The 20,201-nt window shown below is 59.8% G+C and carries 16 protein-coding genes; 11 read left to right on the forward strand and 5 right to left on the reverse strand.

Annotation, left to right across the window (positions count from 1 at the left end):
- Positions 1–133: 133 nt before the first annotated feature.
- On the reverse strand, positions 134–925 hold the full coding sequence (locus tag ACP7AP_RS02865) for a ferritin-like domain-containing protein (protein WP_426032123.1): 792 nt from the start codon (positions 923–925) through the stop codon (positions 134–136).
- A 17-nt stretch (positions 926–942) separates the two neighbouring features.
- Positions 943–1,404 (reverse strand): peroxiredoxin, encoded by a 462-nt coding sequence (locus ACP7AP_RS02870; protein ID WP_426032024.1) that lies wholly within the window; start codon positions 1,402–1,404, stop codon positions 943–945.
- Between the two features lie 139 nt (positions 1,405–1,543).
- On the opposite strand from ACP7AP_RS02870, the gene ACP7AP_RS02875 reads away from it, so the two are divergent.
- The 7 genes from ACP7AP_RS02875 to uvrA all read left to right on the forward strand — a co-directional run bounded on the left by ACP7AP_RS02875 (position 1,544) and on the right by uvrA (position 13,692).
- Entirely contained in the window at positions 1,544–4,951 is a 3,408-nt protein-coding gene (locus tag ACP7AP_RS02875; RefSeq protein ID WP_426032026.1) for a DUF3971 domain-containing protein, read from the forward strand.
- Complete coding sequence (queA, locus tag ACP7AP_RS02880) at positions 4,948–5,979, forward strand: tRNA preQ1(34) S-adenosylmethionine ribosyltransferase-isomerase QueA (RefSeq protein ID WP_426032028.1); 1,032 nt, start codon at positions 4,948–4,950, stop codon at positions 5,977–5,979. Before ACP7AP_RS02875 ends, queA begins: the two co-directional genes overlap by 4 nt.
- 102 nt (positions 5,980–6,081) lie before the next feature.
- Positions 6,082–7,314 carry an MFS transporter gene (locus ACP7AP_RS02885; protein WP_426032030.1) on the forward strand — a complete coding sequence of 411 codons (1,233 nt, stop codon included), beginning with the start codon at positions 6,082–6,084 and terminating at the stop codon, positions 7,312–7,314.
- Between the two features lie 63 nt (positions 7,315–7,377).
- Positions 7,378–7,965 carry a DUF924 family protein gene (locus ACP7AP_RS02890; RefSeq protein WP_426032032.1) on the forward strand — a complete coding sequence of 196 codons (588 nt, stop codon included), beginning with the start codon at positions 7,378–7,380 and terminating at the stop codon, positions 7,963–7,965.
- Between the two features lie 75 nt (positions 7,966–8,040).
- Positions 8,041–9,435 carry a dihydrolipoyl dehydrogenase gene (gene lpdA / locus ACP7AP_RS02895; RefSeq protein ID WP_426032034.1) on the forward strand — a complete coding sequence of 465 codons (1,395 nt, stop codon included), beginning with the start codon at positions 8,041–8,043 and terminating at the stop codon, positions 9,433–9,435.
- A gap of 117 nt (positions 9,436–9,552) precedes the next feature.
- Positions 9,553–10,719, forward strand: coding sequence for an MFS transporter (locus tag ACP7AP_RS02900; protein ID WP_426032036.1), 1,167 nt, complete (start codon positions 9,553–9,555; stop codon positions 10,717–10,719).
- 108 nt (positions 10,720–10,827) lie between these two features.
- Positions 10,828–13,692, forward strand: a complete 2,865-nt coding sequence (uvrA, locus tag ACP7AP_RS02905; protein ID WP_426032038.1) for an excinuclease ABC subunit UvrA — start codon at positions 10,828–10,830, stop codon at positions 13,690–13,692.
- Between the two features lie 28 nt (positions 13,693–13,720).
- Here uvrA and ACP7AP_RS02910 read toward each other — a convergent pair whose 3' ends face one another.
- A complete protein-coding gene (locus tag ACP7AP_RS02910) occupies positions 13,721–14,149 on the reverse strand; it encodes a hypothetical protein (RefSeq protein ID WP_426032040.1) in 429 nt (142 codons plus the stop codon).
- Positions 14,150–14,582: 433 nt separating this feature from the next.
- Between ACP7AP_RS02910 and ACP7AP_RS02915 the strand changes: the two genes are divergently transcribed.
- Positions 14,583–16,013, forward strand: a complete 1,431-nt coding sequence (locus ACP7AP_RS02915; protein ID WP_426032042.1) for an NCS1 family nucleobase:cation symporter-1 — start codon at positions 14,583–14,585, stop codon at positions 16,011–16,013.
- A gap of 59 nt (positions 16,014–16,072) precedes the next feature.
- On the opposite strand, the gene ACP7AP_RS02920 is transcribed toward ACP7AP_RS02915, so the two are convergent.
- Positions 16,073–16,264, reverse strand: a complete 192-nt coding sequence (locus tag ACP7AP_RS02920) for a YgaP family membrane protein (RefSeq protein ID WP_426032044.1) — start codon at positions 16,262–16,264, stop codon at positions 16,073–16,075.
- Positions 16,265–16,376: 112 nt separating this feature from the next.
- Positions 16,377–17,876 carry a CoA-acylating methylmalonate-semialdehyde dehydrogenase gene (locus ACP7AP_RS02925; RefSeq protein WP_426032046.1) on the reverse strand — a complete coding sequence of 500 codons (1,500 nt, stop codon included), beginning with the start codon at positions 17,874–17,876 and terminating at the stop codon, positions 16,377–16,379.
- A 206-nt stretch (positions 17,877–18,082) separates the two neighbouring features.
- Here ACP7AP_RS02925 and ACP7AP_RS02930 point away from each other — a divergent pair, with 206 nt between their 5' ends.
- The 3 genes from ACP7AP_RS02930 (at position 18,083) to coaD (ending at position 20,150) form a co-directional block, all read left to right on the forward strand.
- Entirely contained in the window at positions 18,083–18,970 is an 888-nt protein-coding gene (locus ACP7AP_RS02930) for a LysR family transcriptional regulator (RefSeq protein ID WP_426032048.1), read from the forward strand.
- 51 nt (positions 18,971–19,021) lie between these two features.
- Complete coding sequence (locus tag ACP7AP_RS02935; RefSeq protein WP_426032050.1) at positions 19,022–19,456, forward strand: CBS domain-containing protein; 435 nt, start codon at positions 19,022–19,024, stop codon at positions 19,454–19,456.
- 190 nt (positions 19,457–19,646) lie between these two features.
- Positions 19,647–20,150: a pantetheine-phosphate adenylyltransferase gene (gene coaD / locus ACP7AP_RS02940; protein WP_426032052.1), complete on the forward strand. Its 504-nt coding sequence runs from the start codon at positions 19,647–19,649 to the stop codon at positions 20,148–20,150.
- Positions 20,151–20,201 lie beyond the last annotated feature (51 nt).

The raw sequence follows: 20,201 nt of genomic DNA on the forward strand, positions 1-20,201 counted from the left end.
GGGCGATGGGTTGCCCATTTGCCGGGCTGCTGCCTGATTAGCCAGCGCATGGCCCAGTCGCAACAAATTTGACCAAAGCGCTGGGAACCGGGGCGGAAACTCGCCAAGATCGGCGGGATTCCGCCGATAAATCTTAAGCCTGATCGACCAGAGGCCAGTAGAAATCGGGCGGTATTCCGGCTTCGGCGCGCTTTTCTTCGTTGAACGGCGGCTTCAGATTGCCGTGGAAGTATTTGCGCACAAGGCTGTGGAATATCTCTTTCGGATCGTCCCCGGCACGGCCACAGAGCCAGTTGAACCACTTCGAGCCATAGGCCACGTGTGCCACTTCCTCGGCATAGATCGTATTCAGCGCGGCGATGACTTGGGTTTCGCGGGCTTGGGTGAACAAAGCGATCATCCCCGGCGTAACATCCAGGCCGCGCGCTTCCAGCACCATTGGCACCACGGCAAGGCGGCCTAAGAGATCAGCGGCGGTATCTTCGGCGGCCTGCCACATGAAGGCATGGGCGGGCATCGCGCCATAATGGCTGCCCATCGCCTCCAGACAATCGCACAACAGATTGAAATGCTTGGATTCGTCATCCGCCGCCTGCACCCAATCGTCGTAGAATCCCAAAGGCATCGAAGTGTCGGTGAACCGCGCGATGATGTCCCAATGCAGATCAACCGCGTTGAGTTCAATATGCGCCACCGCATGCAGCAAGGCGATGCGGCCCAAAGGCGAGCCGGGGCGGCGGCGCGGCACCTCGCGCGGGTCCAGCAGATCGGGCTTTTCGGGGCGGGCAGGGCGCTGCGGGGGGGTGGCTTGCCCTACGGTCAAAGGCGCACCCGCCGCCCGCGCCACGCGCCAACTGGCCGCATGTTTATGCGACAAAGCAGTTTTCGCGCGCCCGTCAGCGGTTGTCAGCACCTCGACCGCCATCTCTGCCAGCGATAGCGTCAAAGTGCGCGCACCGCCGCCAAAACCGCCTCCGCATGACCCTTGACCGAAACCTTGTTCCAGACCTGCGCCACCTGACCCGTACCGTCGATCAGCACCGTGGTGCGCTCGATCCCCATATAGGTCTTGCCGTACATGCTTTTTTCCAGCCAAACGCCGTAGTCTTCGCAGGTGGTCCCGGCCTCATCTGACGCCAGCACAATCGACAGCCCGTGCTTTTTGCAGAACTTGTCATGCGCCTTCACCGAATCCTTGGAAATCCCGATCACCGTGCAGCCCGCAGCAGTGAAATCCGCCAAACGCGCGTTGAAATCCTGCGCTTCCAGCGTGCAACCCGGCGTGTCGTCTTTCGGGTAAAAATACAGCACCACCGTGCCGGGGCGCAAAGCAGACAACGTAACGCTGCCACCGCCATCGCGCGGCAGGATAAAATCGGGGGCGGTTTGGCCTGAGGTTATCATGCGCGGCTCCTTGCTATTTGAATATCAACCCTTTGCGATCTAGTTGCCTTTGGGCAAAGATAAAGGCAAGCCCCAGCGAAGGAACGGCCAGCACCCGCATTGGCGGTATCGGTCGGCATTGGGAAAGGCAGCGGCAGCGATGACGACCGATCAGCAGAGTGAGGCAGCCCCAGATCCGGGCCATGCTTCTGTTGTGTCGGATGCGCCGCCAGTTGCACCCACCCCGGCTGATTCTCCGGCCAAAAAACCCAAAAAACGCCACCGCACCGGCCTTGGCGCACGGCTGTTCTGCCTTGCGCTGATTTTCGGCATCATCTTTGCAATCTTGGGCCTGTCCGGCAAACCGATCCCGATGCCAACTTGGGTTGTGGCCGAGATCGAACAGCGGGCCAACACAGCGATTGCCAAAGCCCTGCCGGAAGCCGCCATCGCCATTGGCGGGGTTGAGATCACTGTTGAAGATTGGGTGCCACGCCTGCGGCTTGACGATCTGCGGTTGCTGAAAGCCAACGGCCAAGCCTTGCTGACCTTGCCTGATCTGCGCCTGACGCTGGACCCTTCGGCGCTTCTGCAAGGCCAGATTCGCACCCGCAGCCTGAAATTGGTCGGAGCGCATCTGCAGATCACCCGTGACCGCGACGGCAATTTTGATCTCTCGCTGGGCGGCACTGAAATGCAGCCGAAAATCCGCAGCCTGCCGGAACTGTTTGACGCGGTGGACCGGGCCTTTGCCAGCCCCGCCGCAGCCCATCTGACAACGATTGAAGCCGAGGCGCTGACTCTGACGCTGCAAGACCAAAGCTCGGGTCGGCAGTTTGATCTGGGCGATGGCCGCATGCGGCTGGAAAATCGCGCCACGGAAGTCGCGGCAGAGGTCAGCCTGTCGCTGATCAGCAGTGCGACGCCTGCGCGCGCGGTGCTGACCATCGTGTCACAAAAGAGCGACGATCAAGCCCGGATTTCGGCGCAGATTGAGGGGGTAGCGGCCAAGGATGTCGCCGCCCTTGCCGCCCCTTTCGCGTGGGCCGGTCTGCTCGATGCGCCGATTTCGGGCGAGATTCACACCACCCTGCGCGCCGAAGGCATCTCGGCACTGGAGGCCAGCTTAAGCTTCGGCAAGGGTGCGCTGCAGCCCAGCCCGGAAGCCCGCCCGATCGCCTTTGACAGCGCCAGCATGGCGATGCGTTTCGTGCCCGACCAAGGCCGGATGGATCTGACAGCGCTTTCGGTGCAAAGCCCGACATTGCGGGTGAAAGCCTCGGGCCACAGCTACATGATCCGCGCCGATGGCAGCCGCATCATCGGCGCTTTGGCGCGTGAGGTGCCGGATGCCTATCTCACCCAGCTGGAGTTCAGCCAAGTGACGCTCGACCCTCAGGGCCTGTTCCAAGAGCCGGTCGAGTTCAGCCATGGCGCACTGGACACCCGGATGCGCTTGCAGCCGTTCTCGGTCGAGATTGGTCAGTTGGCGCTGACCGAAGCCGGGCGGCGGCTGACGGCTTCCGGTAAGATCGGTGCCGATCAACAGGGCTGGCGCGCGGCGATTGATCTGGCGCTGAATGAGATCCAGCATGATCGGCTGGTCGCGCTGTGGCCAGTGACGCTGCTGCCAAACACCCGGCTTTGGGTCGATAAGAACGTGCTCAGCGGCTCACTGACCGAGGTGCGCGCGGCGTTGAGGATCGAGCCGGGGGCGGCGCCGCGCCTGCATCTGGGCTATAACTTCAACGATGCCGATGTGCGGTTTCTGGCGACTTTGCCGCCGATCAAGGCGGGCGATGGCTATGCTTCGGTTGATGGCCAGACCTACACGATGGTGCTTTCCAACGGCACGGTGACCCCACCCGAGGGCGGCGATATCAATGTCGCGGGTTCGGTGTTTGCCATCCCCGATGTGACCAAGCGCCCCGCGACAGCCGAAATCACCCTGAAAACCCAGTCCAGCCTGACCGCCGCTTTGTCGCTGCTGGATCAGCCGCCGTTTCACTTCATGTCAAAGGCCGATCAGCCGGTGACTTTGGGGCAGGGCAGTGCGGCGATTGAGACGCATCTGAAAATGCCACTGCAAAAGAAAATTGCGCTGAAAGATGTGCAATATCAGGTGGTTGGCACGGTTTCTGACTTTTCCTCAGACACGGTGGTGCCGGGGCGCAAGATCACCGCCGACAGCCTTACGGTTTCGGCAGACACCACCGGCCTGACCATCGCCGGGCCGGGGCAGATTGGGGCTGTGCCATTTGACGTGAGCTACCGCCAAGGCTTCGCGCTGGACCAGAAGGGTAAGGCTCGGATCGAAGGCGCTGTCACGCTGTCACAGAAAACCGCCGCCGAATTTGGCCTTGGCCTGCCCGATGGCATGGTTTCGGGGCAGGGCCGGGGACAGGTAAAGATTGATCTGGTGCGCGGCCAGCCGGGGCATCTGTCGCTGGTGTCCGATCTGGCCAATATAGGTCTGACCATCCCCGAGGTCGGTTGGACCAAGCCGAAAGCCGCCAAGGGCCAGTTGAGTGCCGAAGTCCGCTTGGGCAAGCCGCCTCTGGTGGAAAGCATCAGCCTGAAAGCCAGCGGTCTGGATGCCACTGGGTCGGTGACGATGAAAGCCGGGGGCGGCTTGGATGTGGCAAAGTTTAACCGGGTGCGCTTGGGCGATTGGCTCGATGCGCCGGTGGAAATTCGCGGACGCGGGCAGGGCAAATCGGTGGGCCTCGCGGTGACGGGGGGATCGGTCGATATGCGCCGGATGCCGCCTGCCTCTGCGCGTAAATCCAGCGGCAAATCCGGCGGCAGCCCGCTTTCGCTGCGGCTGGATCGTTTGCAGGTGTCGCAGAGCATCGCTTTGAACAGCTTCCGGGGTGATTTCTCGCTGACAGGCGGCTTGAACGGCAATTTCATCGCCGCGGTCAATGGTAAAGCGCAGGTGAAAGGCACGGTGGTGCCTGCCCGCAACGGCACGGCGGTGCGGCTGTTGTCGGATGATGCGGGGGCGGTGATGGCGGCGGCTGGCATTTTCGCATCGGCGCGTGGCGGGTCTTTGGATCTGACGCTGCAACCTCGCCCCGAGGCGGGCAGCTATGACGGCATTGTCACCATGGGATCGCTGCGGGTGCGCAACACCAATGTTCTGGCAGAACTGTTGAACGCCATCTCGGTGGTTGGCATCCTTGAGCAGCTGAACGGCGCGGGGCTGTTGTTCAGCAATGTCGAGGCCGCCTTCCTGCTGACCCCCAATGCAATACAGGTGCATCACGGCTCGGCGATCGGTGCCTCCTTGGGCGTCTCAATGGCGGGCGTCTACAAAAGCGCCAGTGCCGAGTTGTTCATGCAGGGCACGATCTCGCCGATCTATCTGCTGAACGGCATTGGATCTGTGTTGACCAAGCGCGGAGAGGGGCTGTTCGGCTTCAATTATGCACTCAGCGGCACGGCGGCCGATCCGCAGGTCAGCGTAAACCCGCTGTCGATCTTGACGCCGGGGATGTTCCGCGAGATTTTCCGCAGCCCCGCACCGGTGATAGGCTCCAAAGGCACAGAAGGAAGTGGCGGATGAAGCTGTCGGATTTTGACTTTGATCTGCCCGGGGCGCTGATCGCTACCCGCCCGGCGCGCCCGCGCACGGCGGCGCGATTGCTGCTGGCGCAAGGTGATCAGATCACGGACCTGCATGTGGCTGATCTGATCGACATCTTCTGCCCCGGTGATCGTTTGGTGCTGAACAACACCCGCGTGATCCCGGCGCGTCTGTTCGGGCACAGACAGCGCGGCGAGGCGGTGGCCAAGGTGGAAATCACCCTGCTGGAACCCCAAGCACAAGGCTGGCGCGCGCTTGCCAAACCCCTGCGCAAGGTCAACGTGGGTGAGATGATCCGGTTTTCCGATCAGCTTTCCGCAACTGTCGCCGCCAAGTCTGAGTCCGATCTGCGGCTGGAATTCAACCTGACCGGCGATGACTTCGACACCGCCCTGAACGCCGCAGGTGCGATGCCACTGCCGCCCTATATCGCCGCCAAACGCCCCGCCGATGCGCAAGACAACACCGATTACCAAACCGTCTTCGCCCGCCATGCCGGGGCCGTCGCTGCCCCCACCGCCAGCCTGCATTTCGACGCCGACCTGCTGGCAGCTTTAGCGGCGAAAGGTGTGGCGTTCACCGAAGTCACCCTGCATGTCGGCGCAGGCACTTTCCTGCCGGTCAAGGTCGAGGACGTCACCACCCACAAAATGCACGCCGAATGGGGCCAAGTCAGCCCCGGGGCGGCCGCCGAGATCAACGCCACCAAAGCCAGTGGCGGCCGCATCATCCCGGTCGGCACCACCGCTCTGCGCCTGATCGAATCGGCGGCAGTGTCGGGCCGGGTTGAGGCGTGGGAAGGCACCACCGACATTTTCATCTATCCCGGCTACCGCTTCCGCGTCACTGATGCGCTGATGACCAATTTCCATCTGCCGAAATCGACGCTGCTGATGCTGGTCTCGGCGTTGATGGGCAAGGCGCGGATAGACCGGATCTATGCCCATGCCGTGGCCCATCAGTATCGTTTCTTCTCCTACGGCGATGCGTCTTTGCTGATCCCATAACTTGCGGCGGGGTGAACCCCGCCCTACATCGCCCACCCCGTCGCAAATATATCACGCGGTAAGCTTTACCATGCTACCTTGCCGCCGAAACCGGAGCGCCTCATGTTGAAAGTCCTCGCCCAATCCTGGCCCCTCTTGCTGGGCGTCATGTTGCTGATGGTCGGCAATGGCGTGCAAGGCTCGCTGTTGGGCATCCGGGGTGCGCTGGAGGGGTTCAGCACCTTCGAGCTTTCCATCGTGATGTCGGCCTATTTCCTCGGTTTCCTTGGCGGCTCCCGCATGGCTCCCGAAATGATCCGCCGCGTCGGCCATGTCAGGGTGTTTTCCGCCTTGGGGTCGATGATTTCCGCGGTGCTGGTGCTGTATCCCTTGATGCTGGATTGGCAGGCCTGGGCGGTGATGCGGGTGCTGATCGGGTTTTGTTTCTCGGGCATCTATGTCACCGCCGAAAGCTGGCTGAACAACACCGCCAGCAATGAAACCCGTGGTCAGGCTTTGTCGGCCTATATGATCGTACAGATGCTGGGCATCATCGCTTCGCAGGGGCTTTTGGCGATGGGCGATCCCAGCGGTTTCGGGCTGTTCATCATCCCCTCGGTACTCGTCTCGCTGGCGTTCATGCCGATCCTGCTCGCCGACACCCCCGCGCCCACCTTTGACACCATCAAACGCATGAGCTTTGCGCAACTGTTCCGCACCTCACCGCTCGGGTGCGCCGGGATGCTGCTGACAGGCGGTGTGTTCGCTGCGATGTTCGGCATGGCCTCGGTCTATGGTGCCATGTCGGCGATGACCATCGGCCAGATCGCGATCTTTGTGGCGGCGATGTATGTCGGCGGCCTTGTGCTGCAATACCCGGTCGGCTGGCTGTCTGACCGCGCCGACCGCCGCGTTCTGATCCTGTGGATGGCTACCGCCGGGGCTGTGGTGATGGCCGTCGCCGCTGCCGTGCCCTTGCCGTTCACGCTGGAGGTGCTGGTGGCAGCCCTGCTGGGCGGTATCATCAACCCGCTCTATTCATTGCTGATTGCGCACACCAATGACTACCTTAGCAAAGAAGATATGCCCGGTGCATCCGCCGGTCTGATCTTCCTCAACGGCTTTGGCGCAATCTTTGGCCCCTTGCTGGCAGGCTGGTTGATGAGCGCAATCGGGCCCAAAGGCTATTTCCTGATCATCGGCGGCTTCTTTGCCGCCCTTGCAGGCTATGCTGGCTATCGGATGACCAAGCGGGTGGCCCCGGTGCAAACCAACACTTACGCCGGCCTGTCGCCGACCGCGTCGGCGTTGGCGGTGGATGCAGTGCTGCAAGAGCAGGAAGAACCACGCCGCTGACGGCTTCCAAAGCGGTTGCGGCGACCTTGCGAACCTGCCACCTTGCTGCAAAGAGGGATGCTTATGTCTGATCCGATTGAGATTCTCGACTTCTGGCTGGGTGAAATCGGCCCTGACAGCTGGTATGCGGGCGGCGATGAAATTGATGGCAGCATCCGCGACCGCTTCGCCGAAATCTGGCAAGCGGCTTTCGATGGCGGGCTGGAGCATTGGGTCGAAGGCACCGTCGGCACCTTGGCCTATCTGATCCTTTGCGACCAATTCGCACGCAATATGCACCGCGACACCGAAAAGGCTTTCGCCACCGACCCGCAGGCACTGGCCGCCGCGAAAAAGGCGGTCGCTGAGGGCTGGGATTTGGACGCCCCCGAACCCGAACGGCAATTTTTCTACATGCCATTTGAACATTCCGAAGACATGGCCGATCAAGATCGCGCGGTTGAACTGATGACAGCGCGCTTGGCCTCTGACCCCGAAATGGCTCTTCACGCGCAAGCGCATCGTGAAATCATATCGCGGCTGGGGCGTTTTCCAAACCGCAACGCAGCTTTGGGTCGAGAAAGCACTGCCGAAGAGCTCGATTTTCTCAAGTCTGGCGGTTATTCCGCCGTTGTGACCGCGCTGAAAGCCAGCCATGCAAGCGACGCATAGGCCTTCAGCATTGCCAATGTTGCTTGGGTTTATAAAATAGTTTAATGGCAAACTACTTTTTCTGAGGAGGGAAAGATGGCTGCTCAAACATTCGACGTGATCGTAATCGGCGCAGGTCCGGGGGGCTATGTCGCCGCTATCAGGGCCAGCCAGCTGGGGCTGAAGGTGGCGATTATCGAGCGTGAAAACCTCGGCGGCATCTGCCTGAACTGGGGCTGTATCCCGACCAAAGCCCTGCTGCGCTCGGCGGAAGTTTTCCACCTGATGCACCGCGCCAAGGAATTTGGCCTGTCGGTGACCGGTCTGGATTTCGATCTGAACGCCGTCGTCGCCCGCTCGCGCGGTGTGGCGAAACAACTGTCGGGCGGCATCGGCCATCTGATGAAGAAGAACAAAGTCACCGTGTTCATGGGGGCGGCAACCCTACCGAAAGCCGGAACTGTCACGGTGAAAACCGACAAAGGCAGTGATGAGTTGACCGCCAAATCCATCATCCTCGCCACAGGCGCGCGCGCCCGCGAACTGCCGGGGCTGGAGGCCGACGGCGATTTGGTCTGGACCTACCGCCACGCCTTGCAACCCAAACGCATGCCGAAAAAGCTGCTGGTGATTGGCTCTGGTGCCATCGGCATCGAATTCGCCAGCTTCTTCAATACCTTGGGCGCGGATACCACTGTGGTCGAGGTGATGGACCGCGTGCTGCCTGTTGAGGATGCCGAAGTCAGCGCCTTCGCGAAAAAGGCCTTCGTCAAACAAGGCATGAAGATCCTCGAAAAAACCACCGTGAAGAAGCTGGATCGCTCACCCGACAAAGTCGTCGCCCATCTGGAAGACGCCAAAGGCACCACCACCCAAGAATTTGACACCGTGATCTCGGCGGTTGGCATCATCGGTAACATCGAAAACCTTGGGCTTGAAGCCTTGGGCGTCAAAATCGACCGCACCCATGTGGTGACCGATGAATTCTGCCGCACCGGGGTCGCTGGTCTGTATGCCATCGGCGACATCGCGGGCGCGCCGTGGTTGGCCCACAAGGCCAGCCATGAAGGCGTTATGGTGGCCGAACTGATCGCAGGCAAACATCCGCATCCGATCAAGCCGAACTCCATCGCCGGCTGCACCTATTGCTACCCACAAGTGGCAAGCGTTGGCCTGACCGAAGCCAAAGCCAAAGAGGCCGGGTTCGAGATCAAAGTCGGTCGCTTTCCCTTCATCGGCAACGGCAAGGCGATTGCTTTGGGTGAGGCTGAGGGCTTCATCAAAACCATCTTTGATGCCAAAACCGGCGAGATGCTGGGCGCCCACATGATCGGGGCCGAAGTGACCGAGTTGATCCAAGGCTATGTCGTGGCGCGGGGCCTTGAGAGTACCGAGGAAGACCTGATGAATACCGTGTTCCCGCATCCCACTTTGTCGGAAATGATGCATGAATCCGTGCTCGACGCCTACGGTCGCGCCCTGCATATGTAAGGCGCTTTGCTGCGAAAAATCAGGGGGGCTTCCGCCCCCCTCGGCTTTGCCTAGGTCACATTGGCCAAGGCCAATGTGACTAACCCCCTGAGGATATTTGAGCACAGAGGATGACCCATGCGCGCCGTTTTAACCGTTCTCGCACTTTGGGCGGCGGGATTAGGCGCGGCGGCGCAGTTCGGTAAGATTTCCGTTCTCTATCAAACGCTGCAGACCACATACGCTGCCCATGCAGGTGTCGGCATCGGCCTGATGGTGTCCATTGTCGGCATCGTCGGGCTGATTTTCGGCACCACGGCGGGCCTGCTGGTGGCAAAAGTCGGCCCGCGCCGTGCCATCCTGTCCGCATTGGCTTTGGGCGCTGTCGTCAGCCTGATTCAATCCAGTTTCCCCAGCTATCCGCTGATGATGCTGACCCGCGTGCTCGAAGGTGTGTCGCATTTGACCATCGTGGTCGTTGGCCCCACCGCGATTGCGGGCGTGACATCGGCGCGGCATCAGGGCTTGGCGATGACGCTGTGGTCGTCGTTTTTCGGCGTGACTTATGCGGCATTGGCCTATTTCGCGCCCGGCTTGATTGCATTGCATGGCCCCGGAGCATTGTTTCAACTGCACGGCGTCTGGATGCTGCTGTGCTTTGCCGCCATGTTTGCACTGCTGCCGCCAGACCCGCAACATCGCCCAACACCGGGCCAAGGCAACCTGTTGGCACAGCACGCAGCAATCTACGCCTCGCCCTATATCGCAGCACCCGCGATGGGTTTCGTATGTTATACAGTGACTTACGTGGCTGTCCTTACCCTGCTGCCCGCCGCCGTTACCCTCGGTTGGGGTCCGTTCATCGGTGTGTTCATGCCCTTGGTGTCGATCACCGTCTCGCTGACCCTCGGCGTCTGGCTGCTATCAAAAATCCCCGCCTTCCGCCTTGTGCAAGCGGGTTTCGCAGTGGCCATGTTCGCCAGCCTGGGCCTATGGGCGACATGGGGGCAGGGCGCGCCTGAAGCCGCATTTGCCTTGTTACTGGCCGCCGCTTTGGGCGTTGTGCAGGGCGCGAGTTTCGCCAGCCTTGCCCAAATCAACCCCAGCGCCGAGGATCGTGCGCGCGGCGCGGGGGCGATTGCGCAACTTGGCAATCTTGGCACCACCACCGGCACGCCGCTACTGGCACTGATCCTCGCACAGGCCGGGGCCACCGGGTTTGCGCTGTTCCTGATCGGTTTTTCCGCCTTAGGCATCGCGATCCACGCTTGGCAGGCCCGTCGCAGGCTTAATCTTCCGCGTTAACCCAATAAAATATGCTGCATCTCGCCGATTGTTCACACTTCGTTCACATTTTGCAGTTGGAGACTCACCACATTCACCCTATCTATGTGACGTCGAATGGGGTGGGTCATGGCCGAACATAAGTTCATCGAAGTGCGCGGCGCGCGCGAGCATAACCTGAAAAACGTCGATGTGGACATTCCGCGCGATCAGTTCGTGGTGATCACCGGGCTGTCTGGCTCGGGTAAATCCAGCCTTGCGTTCGATACGATCTATGCCGAAGGCCAGCGGCGCTATGTCGAAAGCCTGTCGGCCTATGCGCGGCAATTCCTTGATATGGCTGGCAAACCGGATGTGGATCACATCAGCGGCCTGTCGCCTGCGATTTCCATCGAGCAGAAAACCACCTCGAAAAACCCACGCTCAACCGTCGGCACCGTGACCGAGATTTACGATTACCTCCGCCTGTTGTTCGCCCGCGTTGGCACGCCGTTCAGCCCCGCCACGGGTCTGCCGATCACCGCGATGCAGGTGCAGGATATGGTTGATGCGGTGATGGCGATGCCGGAAGGCAGCCGCGCGTATCTGCTTGCCCCGATCATCCGCGACCGCAAAGGCGAATATAAGAAAGAATTTATCGACCTGCGCAAGCAGGGCTTCCAGCGCATTAAGGTAAACGGTGAGTTCTACGAATTGGAGGAGCCGCCCGTTCTCGACAAGAAATTCCGCCACAATATCGACGTGGTGGTGGATCGTATCGTGGTGCGCGAGGGCTTGGAAACCCGCCTCGCCGACAGTTTCCGCACCGCTTTGAACCTTGCCGATGGCATTGCGGTGATTGAAACCGCCCCTGCCGAGGGCGAAGGCGATCCGCAGCGCATCACCTATTCCGAGAAATTCGCCTGTCCGGTTTCGGGTTTCACCATCGCCGAGATCGAACCCCGGCTGTTTTCCTTCAACGCCCCCTACGGCGCTTGTCCGGTCTGCGATGGCTTGGGAATGGAGTTGTTTTTCGACGAGCGCCTTGTCGTCCCCGACCAGTCGCTAACCCTGTTGGGCGGAGCCATCGCGCCGTGGTCAAAGTCAAAAAGCCCGTATTTCACTCAGACCATCGAGGCGATCTCAAAGCACTATGGCTTTGATAAGAAAACCAAATGGAAAGACTTACCCGAGAACGTCAAACAGGTGTTCCTGCGCGGCTCGGGTGGCGATGAGATCCTGTTCCGTTATGACGAAGGCGGTCGGGTTTACCAAGTTTCCCGCGTGTTCGAAGGCGTCATCCCCAATATGGAACGCCGCTACCGCGAGACCGACAGCTCGTGGAGCCGCGAGGAGATGGAGCGATTTCAGAACAACCGCCCCTGCGGTGCCTGCGGTGGCTACCGTCTGAAACCCGAAGCGCTCGCGGTAAAAATCGGCGGTCTGCATGCGGGGCAGGTGGTGCAGATGTCGATCTCGGAAGCGCATGATTGGATCAGTGCCGCGCCCGAACATCTGACCAAGCAAAAGAACGAAATCGCCAAGGCGATCCTGAAAGAAATTCGCGAGCGTCTGGGTTTCCTGGTAAATGTCGGGCTGAACTACCTGACGCTGTCGCGCAACGCAGGCACGCTTTCAGGCGGGGAATCCCAGCGAATTCGCTTGGCCTCTCAGATCGGCTCCGGCCTCACAGGTGTGCTCTATGTGCTTGATGAACCCTCCATCGGCCTGCATCAACGCGACAATGACCGCCTGCTGACCACGCTGAAAAACCTGCGCGATGCGGGCAATACCGTGCTGGTGGTGGAGCATGACGAAGATGCGATCCGCGAGGCCGACTACGTGTTTGACATGGGGCCGGGGGCCGGGGTGCATGGTGGATTTGTCGTCAGCCACGGCACGCCAGAACAGGTGGCCGCTGACCCTAACAGCCTGACCGGACAGTATCTTTCCGGTGCGCGTGAGGTCAGGGTTCCGAAAACCCGCCGCAAGGGCAGTGGCAAGAAACTGACCGTCGTAGGCGCTACCGGCAACAACCTCAAGAACGTCACCGCCGAATTTCCGCTGGGCATGTTCGTCTGCGTCACCGGGGTTTCGGGCGGCGGCAAATCGACTCTGACCATTGAAACCCTGTTCAAGACTGCCGCCACCCGCCTCAATGGCGCGCATGAAACGCCGGCACCCTGTGAGACAATCAAGGGGTTTGAGCATCTCGATAAGGTCATCGACATCGACCAGCGCGCCATCGGTCGCACGCCGCGCTCTAACCCTGCGACCTACACAGGCGCATTTACCCCGATCCGTGATTGGTTTGCCGGGCTGCCCGAAGCCAAGGCGCGCGGCTATCTGCCGGGGCGGTTCAGCTTTAACGTCAAAGGCGGCCGCTGTGAGGCGTGCCAAGGCGACGGCGTTTTGAAGATTGAGATGAACTTCCTGCCCGATGTTTACGTCACTTGTGAGACCTGCAAGGGCCATCGCTATAATCGTGAGACTTTGGAAGTTAAATTCAAAAACAAGAGCATAGCCGATGTTCTTGATATGACATGTGAAGATGCGCAGGTGTTTTTCCAAGCCGTGCCGAGCATCCGCGAAAAGATGGATGCGCTGTGTCAGGTTGGCCTTGGCTATATCAAGGTCGGCCAGCAGGCGACGACTTTGTCGGGCGGCGAAGCGCAACGGGTCAAGCTCTCGAAAGAGCTGTCCCGCCGCGCCACCGGACGCACCTTGTATATTCTGGATGAGCCAACCACCGGCCTGCACTTTGAAGATGTGCGCAAGCTGTTGGAAGTGCTGCATGAATTGGTCGATCAGGGCAATACAGTGGTGGTGATTGAGCACAACCTTGATGTGGTGAAAACTGCTGATTGGGTGATCGACATTGGCCCAGAGGGTGGCGATGGCGGCGGGCAGATCGTCGCTGTCGGCACGCCGGAGGCCATCGCAAAGGCCGCGCACAGCCACACCGGGCATTACCTTAAAGACCTGCTTACACCACGCCGGGCGGCGGCGGAGTAACCAGACCCCCGGCCCTAGTGCCCAAGCCTCAGTTCCCGGACAACACCTGCAAAATCGTCAGGATCGCGCGGGTTTCCGGATCAATGCGCATCAGGCGATCTTCATAGCGGCAATAGGTGCCTGCGGGCAACGATCTGTAGCGGGTATACGAGACGGTTATGCAATCGTCGCGGACATAATCCCCAATCCGATAGCGCCCATTCCGACCATGCAACACGTTGTCTGAATGGTCGTCGTTGTAATAGGGGCGGTCGTGGCCTCTGTCCTTCGCGTGGCCCGGCGGGATGCAGGCGGGCGATTTCTTCGCCAGACCGGGCGGGCAAAACTGTGTCGCATGGTGCGTTTTGGACTTTTTGCCGTGGCCCTTGTCGCCATGGCCTTTGCCATCTGCCAAGGCCGCACCCGTCGAGAGCGCAAGAACCGTCAGTGGTATACAAAGCAATTTGAGCATGTTCATGGCAGAGTCCTGCAAATGGTATTTGATACGGCTGTACATCTAACGCCGATCGCAGTCTTATGTTCCTGCACTCTCCTCGCCTCGGCGGTTCGGCGCGCATTGGGCAGATCAGCGCAATGCGGTGATGCGACGATGAATCACCGCAAGTCCCGTTCTATTTTCGCCCAAAATCAGGGCAATTCTTCGGTCTTCCCCAAAACATTTTCAAAAAAATCCGAAAGGTCCATTTGAGATTAACCTAATTGTGTGAAAACGCGATCAGGCGCAGCTTAGGCGCGGGATGATCCGGCAGAAGACCGGACCCATGACCGAAGCCAATTTTTCGGTAAACCAACACAAAGCCCGACAAGGGCACAACGGTTTCGCAGCGCGCGGGCTTTGGCGCTATGGCGTCCAAAACAGCGTATCTGCGCCATAGGATAGGGACAGCACGATGCAACTTACCAACCCGTCACCCTTGCTTCACAACGAGGATCTGGCACCCGCGACCGAGCGAAAATGGGGCGCGTTTTCGATTTTCAACGTCTGGACCTCGGACGTTCACAGCCTGTGGGGCTATTATCTGGCCGCCAGCCTGTTTCTGCTCTGTGGCAGTTTCGTCAATTTCGTGATCGCGATTGGCGCGGGATCGCTGGTGATCTTCGTGCTGATGAGCATGGTCGGCAACGCGGGCGTGCGCACCGGCGTGCCGTTTCCGGTGCTGGCGCGGGCGTCATTCGGCACATTCGGGGCCAATGCCCCGGCCATCGTGCGGGCGATTGTCGCCTGTTTCTGGTATGGCGCACAGACCTCTGCCGCCTCAGGTGCGATCGTTGCCCTGTTGATCCGCAGCCCCGGCATGTTGGAATTTCACACCAATTCCCAGATGCTCGGCCATTCAACGCTTGAGGTGATCTGCTTCTTTGTCGTCTGGTGCCTGCAACTGCTGATCATCCAAAGCGGCATGGAAACCGTGCGCAAGTTTCAGGATTGGGCGGGCCCTGCGGTCTGGATCGCGATGCTGTTGCTCGCGGTCTATCTGGTGGTCAAGGCGGGCACCTTCTCGTTCGGCGCTGAAATCCCGCAAGATGTTCTGCTGAAAGCCACTGCCGATGCCGGCGTCCCCGGAGTGCCCGGTTCCACTGCAGCCCTCGCCGCTGTGGCAGCCACTTGGATCACCTATTTCGCCGCCCTTTATCTCAACTTCTGCGACTTCTCGCGCTATGCCACAAGCGAACAAGCCCTGCGCAAAGGCAATCTCTGGGGCCTGCCGATCAACCTGCTGGCGTTCTGCTTGGTCGCAGGCATCACGACCACCGCCGCATTTACCGTCTACGGTGAGGTTCTGCTGCACCCCGAACAGATCAGCGCCAAATTCGACAGCTGGTTCCTTGCAGCGCTCGCAGCCCTGACCTTCGCCGTTGCCACCTTGGGCATCAATGTGGTGGCGAACTTCGTCTCCCCGGCGTTTGATTTCGCCAACGTCTTCCCGCGCCACATCAGCTTCAAACGCGGCGGCTATATTGCGGCGGCCATCGCGCTGATCCTATATCCTTGGGCGCCGTGGGAGACCGGTGCTGCGCATTTCGTCAACTTCATCGGCTCTACCATGGGCCCGATCTTCGGCATCATGATGGTGGATTACTACCTGATCCGCCACGGCAAGATCGACGTCAACGCGCTGTATCAAGAAAACGGTGAGTTCCGCTTTGAGGGCGGCTGGCACGTCAAAGCCTTTGTCGCCTTGGCAATCGGTATGGTGTTCTCGTCGATCTTGCCGACCTTCACCAGCCTTTTGCCAAGCTGGTGGGGCACGTATGGTTGGTTCTTCGGCGTTGGCATCGGCGGCGGGGTGTATTTCCTGCTGCGGATGGGCGCACGCTAAGCCACTGATACCAATGCAAAAGGGCGGGAGATCATTCCGCCCTTTTGTCAACTCGAAGCTCAGGTCCGCAGGCCCAACACTGAATAAAGCGGGCAAGTGCGCAGCAGTGCGGTGCCAATGGCCACCAGCCCGATCAGTTTGGCGTAGTGCCAGAACCCCGTGCCCTGATCCATGAAAAACCACAGCAGCAACGCGGCACCCACCACCACGCGCAGCATGCGGTCCAGATTTCCGACATTGGTTTTCAACATGAGGTTTCCTTTCAGACATCCCCGCCCGCGCAGCGGCTTTGTCCGAAAGATAACCCATATCCCTCCCATCGACTTTGATCTGACCCCGGATTTCCGGGGCCAGATCAGATATTTACTCCATCTGCTTGAAGTTAAACTCGCCACCTTCTTTGATCCCGGACGGCCAGCGCGCGGTGATCGTCTTGGTGCGGGTGTAGAATCGGAAGCTGTCCGGCCCGTGCTGGTTCAAATCGCCGAACGACGACTTTTTCCAACCACCAAAGGTGTGATACGCCAGCGGCACCGGGATCGGCACGTTAATCCCGATCATCCCCACGTTGATCCGCGCCGCAAAGTCGCGCGCGGTGTCGCCGTCGCGGGTATAGATCGCGGTGCCGTTGCCATATTCATGGTCCATCGCCATGCCGAGCGCTTCTTCATATGTCTTGGCGCGCACCACCGAAAGAACTGGGCCGAAAATCTCCTTGCGGTAAATCTCCATATCCGTGGTCACGTTGTCGAACAAATGCGGGCCAACGAAGAAGCCATCCTCATAGCCTTGCAGTTTGAAATCGCGGCCATCGACCACCAAATTCGCCCCCTGCGCCACACCGGATTCGATCAGCTTCAGGATATTGGCTTTCGCAGCTCCGGTCACCACCGGGCCGTAATCGACATCATTGCCCGCCGTGTAGGGGCCAACCTTCAGCTTCTCAATCCGGGGGATCAACCGTTCAATCAACGCATCCGCCGTGGCTTGCCCAACCGGCACCGCCACCGAGATTGCCATGCAACGCTCGCCAGCCGCGCCAAAACCTGCACCAACCAAAGCATCCGCCGCCTGATCCAGATCGGCATCCGGCATGATGATCATGTGGTTCTTGGCACCACCAAAGCACTGCACCCGCTTGCCGTTCGCCGTGCCGCGCGCATAGATATACTGCGCGATCGGGGTGGACCCCACGAAGCCGACGCCCGAAATCATCTCGTTATCAAGGATCGCATCGACCGATTCCTTGTCGCCGTTGATCACCTGCATCACGCCATCCGGCAGACCAGCCTCTTTCATCAAAGCCGCCAGCATCAGCGGCACCGTCGGCGCACGCTCGGACGGCTTCAGGATAAACGCGTTGCCGCAAGCCAGCGCAGGCCCCATTTTCCACATCGGGATCATCGCTGGGAAGTTGAACGGGGTAATCCCCGCCGCCACCCCAATCGGCTGGCGCATCGAATACATGTCAATGCCGGGGCCAGCCGAATCGGTGAACTCGCCCTTCAACAGATGCGGCGCACCAATGCAAAACTCGATCACTTCCAGCCCGCGCTGAATGTCGCCCTTGGCATCCGGGATGGTTTTGCCATGTTCCGACGACAAAGCTTCCGCCAGCTTCTCCATATCGCGGTTCAAAAGCCCGACCATCGCCATCATCACCCTCGCGCGGCGCTGCGGATTGGTCGCCCCCCACTTGATCTGCGCTTTGGCCGCATCAGCGGTGGCAGCGTCCAGTTCCGCCTTCGAGGCCAAAGCCACCCGCGCCTGCACTTCGCCCGTCGCCGGGTTGAACACATCGGCGAACTTGCCCGAAGTGCCCGCAACCAGCTTGCCGTTGATCCAGTGACCGATCTCTTTCATCATATCTCTCCCATGAGTTGCCGCCACAATAGCCTTGCGAAAATGCCAAGGGTAGCGGTAATATTTCAAATAAGTTTTGCAGTTTTGCATAGGCTTGCAGGCCGGTTTTGGCTGCAGCCACTACATCTGGTGGAAAAATGCAGTTTTAGCCGCCCATAACACAAGTCATTCCCTGCTGGGAAGACCGGTCCCGAAAGGTGAAGGCAATGGATTGGGATGATCTGCGGGTATTCCTCGCTGTGGCACGATCAGAAAGTCTGTCCGGGGCAGGGCGGCGCTTAAAGATCGACCCTGCCACGGTGGGCCGCAGGGTAGCACGTCTCGAAGAAGCCATGGACGCGCGGCTGTTCGCCAAAACCCCACAAGGCTATAGCCTGACCGAGCAAGGCACCCGCCTGCTCACCCACGCGATCCGCACCGAAGCGGCGATTGACGGCGCGTTTGAGGCGCTGACGGGCCCCGAGGGCCTTACCGGACAAATCCGCATCGGTGCCCCCGATGGCTGCGCCAACTACCTGCTGCCGCAAGTCATCGCCCGCATCTGCGACGCCAATCCGGGGCTAGAGGTGCAGATCGTCGCCCTGCCGCGGGTCTTTAACCTGTCTAAACGCGAGGCCGATATGGCCATCGCGGTGTCACGCCCCGAAGCTGGCCGCCTCACCGTGCAGAAACTTACCGACTATCATTTACACCTTGCTGCCAGCCGCGATTATCTCGCCAGCCACCCGCAAATCCTGACGCCCGCTGATCTGAAAGCCCACCGCCTTATCGGCTATATCCCCGATATGATCTTCGACAAAGAACTCGACTACCTCACTGAAATCGGTGCCTCCGCCCCGCCACTGGCCTCCAACTCCGTCTCGGTGCAGCTGAATTTTCTGCGTCACAGCGCAGGCATCGGCGTGGTGCATGATTTCGCGCTACCAGCAGCCCCCGAACTCGCCCGTATTATCCCCGAGCAAATCCATCTCACCCGCGCCTTCTGGCTGATCCGCCACGCCGATGATGGCCGGGTCGAACGCCTCAACCGCTTCGCCGCACAACTGATGCTTGAAGTTAAGAAAGAAATGCAAAGGCTTGAAGCAATTCCTTGACAGAATCTAACTCAGGCCAGACGCTTAGACGGACAGATAGGGAGGAACCTCATGCTTGTCAGTCAAATCCTGAAATCGAAATCCGATGACGGCGTCGTCACCCTACCACCCGGCACCATCATCAGTCGCATTGCCGAGGTGCTTTCGGCCCGCCGCATCGGCGCCGTGGTGATCTCTCCCGATGGCAAAAAGCTGGTCGGGATCGTGTCGGAACGTGACATCGTGCGCGAAGTTGGCAGGCGGGGTGGTGCCTGCCTGAACGACAGTGTTGACACCATCATGACGGCCAAAGTCATCGGCTGCACACGCGGCGACAACGCCGATGATGTACTGCAAAAGATGACAGATGGTCGCTTCCGCCACATTCCGGTGCTGGAGGGGGATGAGCTGATCGGGCTGATCTCTATTGGCGACGTGGTGAAAGCTCGTCTGTCCGAGTTGCATATGGAGAATGACGCGCTGGAAGGCATGATCAAAGGCTTCTAGCAATCCGCCTGCATCTGGGCACGCAATATCGCTGCGTGCCAGAAATTCGCTTGCATCCCGGTACGCTATATTGTTGCGTGCCAGAAATTCGCTTGCATCCCGGCACGCTATATTGTTGCGTGCCAGAAATTCGCTTGCATCCCGACACGCAATATTGTTGCGTGTCGGGGACTTAGGCGAGGAACCTGCCATGCGTATCGGTCTTTATCCCGGCACTTTTGACCCCATCACTTTGGGGCATGTCGATATCATCCAGCGCGCCATGGCACTGGTGGATCGTCTGGTTATTGGCGTCGCCATCAACCGTGACAAAGGCCCGGCCTTCACGCTGGAAGAACGCGTGGTGATGGTCGAAGCCGAATGTGCCGGTATCCTCGCCAAAACCGGCGGTGAGATCATTGTTCATCCGTTTGAAAATCTGCTGATCGACTGCGCCCGTGATGTTGGGGCCTCGGTGATCCTGCGCGGCCTGCGCGCTGTGGCGGATTTTGAGTATGAATTCCAAATGGTTGGCATGAACCGCGCGATGGATGCCAGCGTTGAAACCGTGTTCTTGATGGCCGATGCGCGCAGGCAAGCGATTGCCTCGAAGCTGGTGAAAGAAATTGCGCGCCTCGGCGGTGACATTTCAAAATTCGTCACCCCCCCGGTGGCCGAGGCTTTGGCGCGGCGCTATCCTAGGCCGCAGAAATAACTCTTGGAATGTTTGTTCCACAACGTTACCCTGCGATAAATCGTTCGAAAC

The sequence above is a fragment of the Cypionkella sp. TWP1-2-1b2 genome (assembly GCF_049896245.1).
GTDB lineage: Bacteria > Pseudomonadota > Alphaproteobacteria > Rhodobacterales > Rhodobacteraceae > Cypionkella.